At 70.0% G+C, this 9,571-nt stretch carries 9 protein-coding genes and 1 pseudogene; 7 read left to right on the top strand and 3 right to left on the bottom strand.

Features of this window, described 5'->3' with window-relative positions:
* The 6 genes and pseudogenes from D180_RS21735 to rplS all read left to right on the top strand — a co-directional run.
* Nucleotides 1–185, top strand: a pseudogene (locus tag D180_RS21735) (nitronate monooxygenase); the annotation flags it as partial.
* Complete coding sequence (locus D180_RS21730; RefSeq protein ID WP_017914430.1) at nt 182–982, top strand: aminotransferase class IV; 801 nt, start codon at nt 182–184, stop codon at nt 980–982. The pseudogene D180_RS21735 and the gene D180_RS21730, both read left to right, overlap by 4 nt.
* A 174-nt stretch (nt 983–1,156) precedes the next feature.
* Nucleotides 1,157–1,417 (top strand): 30S ribosomal protein S16, encoded by a 261-nt coding sequence (rpsP, locus tag D180_RS21725; protein WP_010342240.1) that lies wholly within the window; start codon nt 1,157–1,159, stop codon nt 1,415–1,417.
* A 43-nt stretch (nt 1,418–1,460) separates the two neighbouring features.
* Nucleotides 1,461–1,973, top strand: a complete 513-nt coding sequence (rimM, locus tag D180_RS21720; protein ID WP_017907937.1) for a ribosome maturation factor RimM — start codon at nt 1,461–1,463, stop codon at nt 1,971–1,973.
* Nucleotides 1,974–2,046: 73 nt separating this feature from the next.
* Complete coding sequence (trmD, locus tag D180_RS21715; protein ID WP_017914429.1) at nt 2,047–2,829, top strand: tRNA (guanosine(37)-N1)-methyltransferase TrmD; 783 nt, start codon at nt 2,047–2,049, stop codon at nt 2,827–2,829.
* Nucleotides 2,830–2,960: 131 nt separating this feature from the next.
* A complete protein-coding gene (gene rplS / locus D180_RS21710; RefSeq protein ID WP_010342237.1) occupies nt 2,961–3,377 on the top strand; it encodes a 50S ribosomal protein L19 in 417 nt (138 codons plus the stop codon).
* 298 nt (nt 3,378–3,675) lie between these two features.
* On the opposite strand, the gene D180_RS21705 is transcribed toward rplS, so the two are convergent.
* A complete protein-coding gene (locus D180_RS21705) occupies nt 3,676–5,136 on the bottom strand; it encodes an MATE family efflux transporter (protein ID WP_017914428.1) in 1,461 nt (486 codons plus the stop codon).
* A 517-nt stretch (nt 5,137–5,653) separates the two neighbouring features.
* Here D180_RS21705 and D180_RS21700 point away from each other — a divergent pair.
* On the top strand, nt 5,654–6,061 hold the full coding sequence (locus D180_RS21700) for an RNA-binding S4 domain-containing protein (protein ID WP_043091529.1): 408 nt from the start codon (nt 5,654–5,656) through the stop codon (nt 6,059–6,061).
* A 338-nt stretch (nt 6,062–6,399) separates the two neighbouring features.
* Here D180_RS21700 and katG read toward each other — a convergent pair whose 3' ends face one another.
* Together katG and D180_RS21690 are read right to left on the bottom strand one after the other, a co-directional pair.
* Complete coding sequence (gene katG / locus D180_RS21695) at nt 6,400–8,649, bottom strand: catalase/peroxidase HPI (RefSeq protein WP_017914426.1); 2,250 nt, start codon at nt 8,647–8,649, stop codon at nt 6,400–6,402.
* Between the two features lie 243 nt (nt 8,650–8,892).
* Nucleotides 8,893–9,571: PCRF domain-containing protein (locus D180_RS21690; protein ID WP_043091528.1), on the bottom strand; the 679-nt coding region annotated here is incomplete at its 5' end.

Raw genomic sequence — 9,571 nt, 5'->3', positions numbered from 1 at the left:
CGCCGCCGCCGCGGCCGTACCCGGTGCAGCGTGGCCTGACTGCGCAGATGCGCCAGGCCGCACAGCGCGCCGACCGCCTGGCGGCGATGCAGGCCTGGGCCGGGCAGTCGGCCTGGATGGCGCCGGCTGAGCCCGCCGCGACGTTGGTTGAACGCTGGTGGTCGCAGGCGCAGGCCCTGCTGTGACATCGCAGGTCTTCCACCACGGGCAGCCTGCCGGCGCCGAGCTGCTGGCCGCCGCCGCGCTGGTGAACTACGGGCATTTCAGCACCATGCAGGTCCGCGACGGTGCCGTGCGCGGGTTCGACCTGCATCTGCAGCGCTTGCAGCAGGCCAACGCGGCGCTGTTCGGGAGTGTCTTGCCGCATGAGCGCGTGCGCGCCGAGCTGCGCGCGGCGCTGGCCGCGTTCGGCAGGGGCGACGCGTCGCTGCGCGTCACCGTGTTCTCGCCGGCATTCACGTTGCGCCGGGCCGATGCCGATTGCGCTGTGGAGCTGCTGGTGTCACTGGCGCCACCGGCACAGGCCGAGGCGGCGCCGCTGCGGCTGCGCAGTGGCGTATTTGCCCGGGAGACGCCCCACATCAAGCACGTCGGCACCTTCGGCGCCTTCCACCAGCGCCGCCTTGCGCTGCAGGCCGGCAGCGACGACGCGCTGTTCGTCGACGCGCAGGGGCAGGTGGCCGAAGGGCCGACCTGGAACCTGGGACTGTGGGACGGCGCCTGTCTGCACTGGCCGCAGGCATCAGCGCTGCGCGGCACCCAGGAACGGTTGCTGCAGGCCGGGCTCGCCGCGCTGGGCGTGGCGCAGCAGGTGCGGCCGCTGTCGCTCCACGAACTCGGGCCGGACGTGGCCGCCTTCACCTGCAACGCCCGCGGCCAGCAGGCGGTGGCGGCGGTGGACGGGCGCGCGCTGCGCCCGGCCGCGGATCTATTGGCCATGCTGGAGGCGGCGTTGCACACCCAGCCCTGGCAGGCGATCTGAGCACTCCGTGGACGGCCATCGCGGCATGGCTGCCGCTCCTGGCGAATCCCCAATCTCGAATCCCCAATCCCGCGGCCGCAGGCCACGGCCCAGACTTGGCAGAGCCGGGGCCGGCCGCTATAATCGTCGGTTCACCGCGCCATCCTGGCGACTGGGCAACACCGGAAACTCACCATGGTCAAGATCCGCCTTACCCGTGGCGGCGCCAAGAAGCGCCCCTTCTACCACATCATCGTCACCGACGTGCGCAGCGCGCGCGACGGCCGCAACATCGAACGCGTCGGTTACTACAACCCGGTCGCCCAGGGCGCCGAGCCGCGCGTGGTGCTGGACCTGGCCCGCGTCGACCATTGGGTGTCCAATGGCGCGCAGCTGACCGACAAGGTGCGCAACCTGTACAAGGAAGCCACCAAGAACCAGGCCGCCGCGGCCTGATTCCGCGGGCCGCGCCCAGCGCGCGGCCCTCGCGTTTGCCCCAATGAAAGACAGCCAGCGCCGCATCCTGCTCGGTCGGGTCCTCGGCGCGTTCGGCATCCGTGGCGAGGCCAAGCTCGAGTCCTGGACCGAGCCGCGCCTCGCCATTTTCCGTTATCAGCCCTGGATCGTGCGCAAGCCCGACGGCAGCGAGAGCAGCCTCAGCGGCGTGCGCGGCCGCGAGTCCGGCAAGTACCTGATCGCCACGCTGCCCGAGGTCACCGACCGCGACGCGGTCGAGGCCCTGCGCGGCACCGAGATCTACGTGGCGCGCAGCAGCCTGCCGCCGCCGCGCCCGGACGAGTACTACTGGGTGGACCTGGAAGGCCTGGACGTGCGTACCGTCGACGGCGTGGCGCTGGGGCAGGTGTCGCACCTGTTCTCCACCGGCGCCAACGACGTGCTGGTGGTGCGCGGCGACCGCGAACGGCTGGTGCCGTTCGTGCAGCCGGACTACATCAAGTCGGTGGATTTCGAGGCCAACCTGGTCGTGGTCGACTGGGACCCCGAGTTCTGAGCGAAGCGGCCATGCGGCCGCTTTGGCGTTTGCCTTTCCCATTCCCCATTCCCGGCTCCCCATTCCCCGCCTCATGCGCATCGACGTCATCAGTCTGTTCCCCGAGTTCGTCGCCCAGTGCGCCGGGTTCGGCGTGGTCGGGCGGGCGCAGGAGCGCGCGCTGCTGGACCTGCACGGCTGGAACCCGCGCGACTACGCCACCGGCGGCTACCGCAAGGTCGACGACCGCCCGTTCGGCGGCGGCCCGGGCATGGTGATGATGATCGAGCCGCTGCAGGCCTGCCTGCAGGCGGTGCGCGCGGCCGATCCGCTGCCGGCGCCGCTGATCTACCTGAGCCCGCAAGGCCGGCCGCTGACCCAGGCCAAGGCCCGCGAACTGGCCGCGCTGCCGCGGCTGCTGCTGCTGTGCGGGCGCTACGAGGGCGTGGACGAGCGTTTCGTCGCCGCCGCGGTGGACGAGGAAATCTCGATCGGCGACTACGTGCTGTCCGGCGGCGAACTGGCCGCGGCGGTGCTGGTGGACGCGGTCACCCGGCTGCAGGAGGGGGCGCTGAACGACGCCGAATCCGCGGCCCAGGACAGTTTCGAGGGCCCGGACGGCCTGCTCGACTGCCCGCACTACACCCATCCGCGCGAACACGCATTGGGCGAGGTGCCGGCGGTGCTGCGCTCCGGCAACCACGCCGCGATCGCGCGCTGGCGGCGCATGCAGGCGCTGGGGCGGACCTGGCTGCGGCGTCCGGAACTGCTGGACGAGGCGGCGCTGAGCGCGGCCGACCGGCGCCTGCTGCAGGAATTCCGCCAGGAGCGGGAGGCGGCGCAGGCCGCCGAACAGGAAAATCCATCCAAGCCCTAGCCATTGCCGCCGGGCTGGGTTAAAATGCCCGGCTTTCCGGCCAGTGCGTTCCGTGCTTGGCCCATCCGATATCGCGCAATCGCCGTGCGGCGACTGCCGGACCACCTCACCAGACACAAGCGGTGCCCACCATGAGCAAGCTCAACAAGACCATCCTGGCCGACTTCGAAGCCGCCCAGATCCAGCGCAAGCTGCCGGAGTTCAACCAGGGCGACACCGTCGTCGTCAACGTCAAGGTGAAGGAAGGCAACCGCGAGCGCGTGCAGGCCTACGAAGGCGTGGTGATCGGCACCAAGAACGCCGGCCTGAACTCCTCGTTCACCGTGCGCAAGATCTCGCACGGCTACGGCGTCGAGCGCGTGTTCCAGACCCACAGCGCCACCATCGACTCGGTCGAAGTGAAGCGCCGCGGCAAGGTCCGCGCCGGCAAGCTGTACTACCTGCGTGGCCTGGAAGGCAAGGCCGCCCGCATCAAGGAAGATCTGGCCGCCGCTGCGCAGGCCAAGGTCGCGCGCCAGGCCGCTGCTGCCGCCGCCAAGGCCGAGTAATCTTCCGGCGACCCTCGGTCGCTGCCGCAACGGCCGCCTTCGGGCGGCCGTTTGCGTTTGTGGGGTTTGGATCGCGCCGCGCGGGAGCGGAGCCGTCATGTCCGCGATGGCGGGTCTGGCCGTTTTTGTGGCAGGAGTTTCAGTCGCGTCCCACAGGGGCTTGGCGCCCTTGTGGGAGGGACTTCAGTCCCGACGCGTGACGGTGTCGGACGGCTTTGGGCTTCGATCGCTGCGGCTGCATGACAGTCGACTCCCGCACAGACAAGGGCGCCTGTGGATCGCGACGCGAGCGCAGCGCTCAGCGCGCCGGATCCTGCGCCACCGCCACGTCGGCGACCGGTGCCGGCGGCTGCACCGGCACTTCCGCCGGATGCGCCACGGTCTCCGGCCGCGACGGCGCCAGCATCCGCGCGGTGCGCCAGTTGCCCCAGCGGTAATACGCCAGCGACACCAGCATCGCGCAGGTGGCGCTGGTCGGGAAGCTCCACCACACCGCATCCACGCCCAGCTGCGGCTGCAGCAACTGCGCGAACGGCACGCGGATGCCCCAGAGCGACAGCGCCAAGATCAGCAGCGGCGGGACCACCGCACCGGTGGCGCGGACCACGCCGGAGATGACGAAGGTGACGCCGAAGAACAGGAACGACCACACCGCGATGTGGTTGAGGTGGCGCGCGATCTCCAGCGCCGCGCTGTGCGGCGGCAGGAACAGCGCCAGGGTCCAGCGGTCGAACAGGATCAGCGGCGCGATCAGCGCGCCGGTCAGCAGGAAGTTGAACAGCACGCCCTTGCGCGCGGTCGCCGCGACCCGGTCCCAGCGCTGCGCGCCGACGTTCTGCGCAGCCATCGACGAGCAGGCCGCGCCGATCGCCATCGCCGGCATCTGCAGGTAGGCCCACAGCTGCAGCGCCGCGCCGTAGGCCGCGGAGGTGGCGGTGCCATAGCCGTTGACCAGCGAGATCATCACGATCATCGCCAGCGAGATCAGCACCATCTGCAGGCCCATCGGCACGCCCTTGACGATCAGCGCGCGCAGGATCGGCAGGTCGAGCCGGAACAGCCGCGCGTCGCGGCGGCCCAGCCACAGCACGTGGCGCTTGTGCCGCAGGTACAGCAGCAACCCGGTCAGCGACACCGCCTGCGCGATCAGCGTGGCCCAGGCCGCCCCGGCGATGCCCAGCTTGGGGAACGGCCCCAGCCCGAACAGCAGCAGCGGGTTGAAGCCGATGTCCAACGCCACCGACAGCAGCAGGAAGCGGAACGGTGTGCGCGAATCGCCGGTGCCGCGCAGCGCCGCCGACAGGAACGCGAAGGTGTACAGCAGCGGCATTGCCAGGAAGATCACCCGCAGATAGGCCTCGGCCAGCGGCAGCGACGCCGCCGGCGTGCCCATCGCCGCCAGCAGGTGCCGCGCCAGCCACCAGCCGCCGGCGGCGATCAATACCGAGATGCCGATGAAGAAGGTGGCGCTGGTGCCCATCACCCGCCGCGCCTGGGCCACGTCGCTGCGGCCCATCGCCTGGCCGATCAGGATGGTGGCGGCCATGCCGATGCCGAACACCGAACCGATCAGGAAGAACATGATGCTGTTGGCGTTGGCCGCGGCGGTGAGCGCCGCTTCGCCGAGATAGCGGCCGATCCACACGGCATTGACCGAGCCGTTGAGCGACTGCGCGATGTTGCCGGCCAGGATCGGCAGCGAGAACAGCAGCAACTGGCGGCCGATCGGGCCTTCGGTGAGCGCAGCGGGCTTGGTCATCGCGGGTCGGGAGCGAGCGTAAGCCGGCCACACTAGCACCGACGGATGTCGGCGGGGCGATGGGCGGATCCGGGTCTGCAGCGGTCGTGCAGCAGGCGGGCAGGGGGCGGGCCTGCGCCGCCCCACGGCAGGTGGCGTGCGCCCTTACTGAGGGGGGGCGGTCCTGCCCGAGCCGCAGTAGCGCGCTGCGGCGAGGGTGGAACTGCGTTCGGCACGGCTCGGGTCATTGCTTGGTGCCGGGTAGGGGCCGACGCCAGCACCGGCATGGGACATGAAACCTGGGCGAGCCGCCCCCCGCTGCGCCTGCCTCGAGGTCGCTCGCTCTCTGCCAACCCATTCATCCCGGAAAGGTGAGCCCCTGCGGCGCGGTACTTGCATTGGTGCGATCGCATCGCCATCTGTGCGGAGAACGTATGCGCCGCGCATGCTCTCGGGCGGCGCGATGGTCTCCGCTCCGGCGCCGCCTTTTGACTGCCTGCAATCCCCACCCCAACGCGAGTGGATGTCGAGCAACGCAATGAATGAATCTGTCGTACAAGCTGCCGCGGTGCGCCTGGATGTCTGGCTGTGGGCCGCGCGCTTCTTCAAGACCCGCAGCCTGGCCAAGCAGGCAGTGGAGACCGGCAAGGTGGACGTGGCCGGGCAGCGGCCGAAATCCTCGCGCGCGGTGCGCGTGGGCGAGCAGGTGCGCGTGCAGCGCGGCGACGAGGTGTTCGAGATCCAGGTGCTGGGATTGAGCGACACCCGCGGCCCGGCCAGCGTGGCGCAGACCCTGTACCAGGAGAGCGAGGCCTCGCGCGAGCGGCGTGCGCAGTTGCGCGCGCAGCGCAGCGCCGAGCGCAATGGCTACCAGGCGCCGGAGGGCAAACCGGACAAGCGTGCGCGGCGGCTGATCCGCGCGCTGGGGGATCTGGACGCGCTGTAGCCGAACGCGATGGATGCCGTGCGTTCATCAGGCGACACTGTCTCGATCTCCGCCCGAGGATGGCCCGTGGACCTGCCGGCCGTTCGCGTCGATGGATGCCGCTACGCGGTTAGCGTGCTGCGGTCGCGGCTGAAGCCGCTCCTACGGCGAGTGGTGCCTGCCGTGGCATCGGCTTCAGCCGCGACGCGCTGCGTCGTCGAAACGATGCTGTCGTCTTTGCCGCATATTCGGAGTGTGGCGGTTGCCCTCACACTCGCGACAACGCCCCGGCGAGCGGGGCGTTGTCGTCATGCAACCAGGACAAGCGGGGCGCCGCAGCGGCGCCCCGTCTGCCGTCGTCAGGCGGCCAGGTCGAAGCGATCCAGCTGCATCACCTTGGTCCAGGCGGCGACGAAGTCGCGCACGAACTTCGCCTGCGCGTCGGCGCTGGCGTAGACCTCGGCCACCGCGCGCAGCACCGAGTTGGAGCCGAACACCAGGTCGGCACGGGTGCCGGTCCACTTCACGGCGCCGTTCTTGCGGTCGCGGCCTTCGTAGACGTCCTTCATCTCCGAGGTCGCCTTCCACTCGGTGCCCATGTCCAGCAGGTTGGCGAAGAAGTCGTTGCTGAGCACGCCTGGGCGATCGGTGAACACGCCATGCGCGGACTGGCCGCTGTTGGCGCCGAGCACGCGCAGGCCGCCGACCAGCACGGTCATCTCCGGGGCGGTCAGGGTCAGCAACTGCGCCTTGTCGATCAGCAGGGCTTCGGCCGACAGCGCATAACGGCGCCTGGCGTAGTTGCGGAAACCATCGGCGATGGGTTCCAGCACCGCGAACGATTCCACGTCGGTCTGTTCCTGCGAGGCGTCCATGCGGCCCGGCACGAACGGCACCTCGACGATCTGTCCGGCCAGCTTGGCCGCCTGTTCCACCGCGGCGGCGCCGCCGAGCACGATCAGGTCGGCCAGCGAGATCCGCTTGCCGCCGCCCTGCGCGCCGTTGAACTGCGCCTGGATGTCCTCCAGCGTGGCCAGCACCTGTGCCAGCTGCGCCGGCTGGTTGACTTCCCAATCCTTCTGCGGGGCCAGGCGAATGCGCGCACCGTTGGCGCCGCCGCGCATGTCCGAACCGCGGAAGGTGGACGCCGACGCCCAGGCGGTGGACACCAGCTGCACCACGCTCAGCCCGGAATCGAGCAGGGTCTTCTTGAGCGCGGCGATGTCCTGCGCGTCGACCAGCGGGTGGTCCACGGCCGGGATCGGGTCCTGCCACAGCAGTTCTTCGGTCGGCACGTCCGGGCCGAGGTAGCGCGCACGCGGGCCCATGTCGCGGTGGGTCAGCTTGAACCAGGCGCGGGCGAAGGCATCGGCGAACTGCTGCGGGTTCTCCAGGAAGCGGCGCGAGATCTTCTCGTAGGCCGGGTCGAAGCGCAGCGCCAGGTCGGTGGTGAGCATGGTCGGCAGGTGCTTCTTCGACGGGTCGTGCGCGTCCGGAATCACCGCCTCGGCGTTCTTGGCCACCCATTGGTGGGCGCCTGCCGGGCTCTTGCTCAGTTCCCAGTCGAACTTGAACAGGTGCTCGAAGAACTCGTTGGTCCACTGCGCCGGCCTGGTGGTCCAGGTGACTTCCAGGCCGCTGGTGATGGTGTCGCCGCCCTTGCCGCTGCCGAAGCTGTTGGACCAGCCCAGGCCCTGGCTCTCCAGGTCGGACGCTTCCGGCTCGGCGCCGACGTGGTCGGCCGGGCCGGCGCCGTGGGTCTTGCCGAAGGTGTGGCCGCCGGCGATCAGCGCCACGGTCTCTTCGTCGTTCATGGCCATGCGGCCGAAGGTGTCGCGGATGTCCTTGGCCGCCAGCAGCGGGTCGGGATTGCCGTCCGGGCCTTCCGGATTGACGTAGATCAGGCCCATCTGCACCGCGGCCAGCGGGTTCTCCAGGTCGCGGGTGTGGCGCACTTCGCTGTCGTCGTCCTTCACCAGCACGCCGTGCGTCTCGTCCACGCCCGGCGAGCCGTGCGCGTAGCGCTCGTCGCCGCCCAGCCACTTGGTCTCGCGGCCCCAGTACACGTCCTGGTCCGGCTCCCAGGTGTCGGCGCGGCCGCCGGCGAAGCCGAAGGTCTTGAAGCCCATCGATTCCAGCGCGACGTTGCCGGTGAGGATCAGCAGGTCGGCCCAGGAGATGGCCTGGCCGTATTTCTGCTTGATCGGCCACAGCAGGCGCCGCGCCTTGTCCAGGCTGACGTTGTCCGGCCAGCTGTTGAGCGGAGCGAAACGCTGCTGGCCGCGGCCACCGCCGCCACGGCCGTCGCCGGTGCGGTAGGTGCCGGCGCTATGCCAGGCCATGCGCACGAACAGCGGGCCGTAGTGGCCGAAGTCGGCCGGCCACCAGTCCTGCGAATCGGTCATCAGTGCGTGCAGGTCGCGCTTGAGCGCTTCCAGATCGAGCTGCTTGAACGCCTTGGCGTAATCGAACTGCGGGTCCAGCGGGTTGGAACGGGCCGAATGCTGGTTGAGCAGGTCCACGCGCAACTGCTTGGGCCACCAGTCGCGATTGCTGGTGCCGCTGCCGCTGGCAGCCTGGTGGAACGGGCATTTCGATTCGCTGGTCATGGGAGGCTGCCTTGGCTCTTGGTGGACGAGGTGGGGTGGCTCGGCGCCGCGATCATACGGCGGCGACACGGTGAAACTGGAGACACGATAGGCGGAAGTCGCGATTTAGAGAATTCGAATTCTTCTAATCAATCGATAGCGCACAGCTATCGCATCGATGGCGGTGTGCGGTGTGGCCGCGCATCGCTCGCCTGCCCAGCGCTCCCTGCAGTGGCCGCATGCCGCGTGCGTCCGTGACAGGACTCAGTCGACCGGCATCACATCGAAATCGCCGCCCAGCACGCGTTCCAGGCGTCCGCTGCGCCAGCCGCGGACGCTGTCGCGCACCAGCGGCGAAGGCGCGATCCGGTAGCGTCGGCACACCCGCAGTTCATCCTCGCCGATGGGCGCGCGCCGTGCCTGCCCGGGCAGGTCGGGAGCGACCCGCACCTGCACCGCGAGCCGGCGCAGGGTCGGTTCGTCGGCCTCTTGTTCCTGCACATGCAGGCCGGCTTCCGCGTCCAGCAACGCCAGTGCCCCGAAACCGGCGATGGCCAGCCAGGCGCGGCCTTGCTGCGGATCCTGTGCCAGCACCTCCACCCGCATGTTGCGCTGCTCGGCCCAGGCCAGATACATCTGCAGCAGACGTTGCCACCACTGCCGTGCTTCGGCCGGATGCCGGTGCAGCTCGCTGGCGCCGATGCGCAGGTCCAGCAGCGCATCCTGCGGGCGTTGCTCCTGCAGCGCGGTGCTGGCCAGGTGCAGCAGCCACAGCAACTGGGTCAGGCGCGCCACGAACTCGCCGTCGCGCTGGGCGCCGCCGTCCAGCCGCGCGCGCAGGCGCACGGCGGTGGCCAGCGCGCTTTCGATGCGGTCGCGGCGCTCGATCCGGTCCAGCACCTGGAAGCGGCCGGATTGCGACCAGAAATCGCGCTCGCCCATG

The organism is Xanthomonas sp. SHU 166 (assembly GCF_000364685.1).
Taxonomy (GTDB): Bacteria; Pseudomonadota; Gammaproteobacteria; order Xanthomonadales; family Xanthomonadaceae; genus Xanthomonas_A; species Xanthomonas_A sontii.
The sequence above is the reverse complement of the archived record's forward strand: the minus strand, read 5'-3'. Positions and strand labels throughout refer to the sequence as shown.

Coding starts and splice junctions, on each gene's coding strand:
- rpsP (WP_010342240.1), top strand. CDS start 1,157: ATGGTCAAGATCCGCCTTACCCGTGGCGGCGCCAAGAAGCGCCCCTTC.
- rimM (WP_017907937.1), top strand. CDS start 1,461: ATGAAAGACAGCCAGCGCCGCATCCTGCTCGGTCGGGTCCTCGGCGCG.
- trmD (WP_017914429.1), top strand. CDS start 2,047: ATGCGCATCGACGTCATCAGTCTGTTCCCCGAGTTCGTCGCCCAGTGC.
- rplS (WP_010342237.1), top strand. CDS start 2,961: ATGAGCAAGCTCAACAAGACCATCCTGGCCGACTTCGAAGCCGCCCAG.
- D180_RS21705 (WP_017914428.1), bottom strand. CDS start 5,136: ATGACCAAGCCCGCTGCGCTCACCGAAGGCCCGATCGGCCGCCAGTTG.
- D180_RS21700 (WP_043091529.1), top strand. CDS start 5,654: ATGAATGAATCTGTCGTACAAGCTGCCGCGGTGCGCCTGGATGTCTGG.
- katG (WP_017914426.1), bottom strand. CDS start 8,649: ATGACCAGCGAATCGAAATGCCCGTTCCACCAGGCTGCCAGCGGCAGC.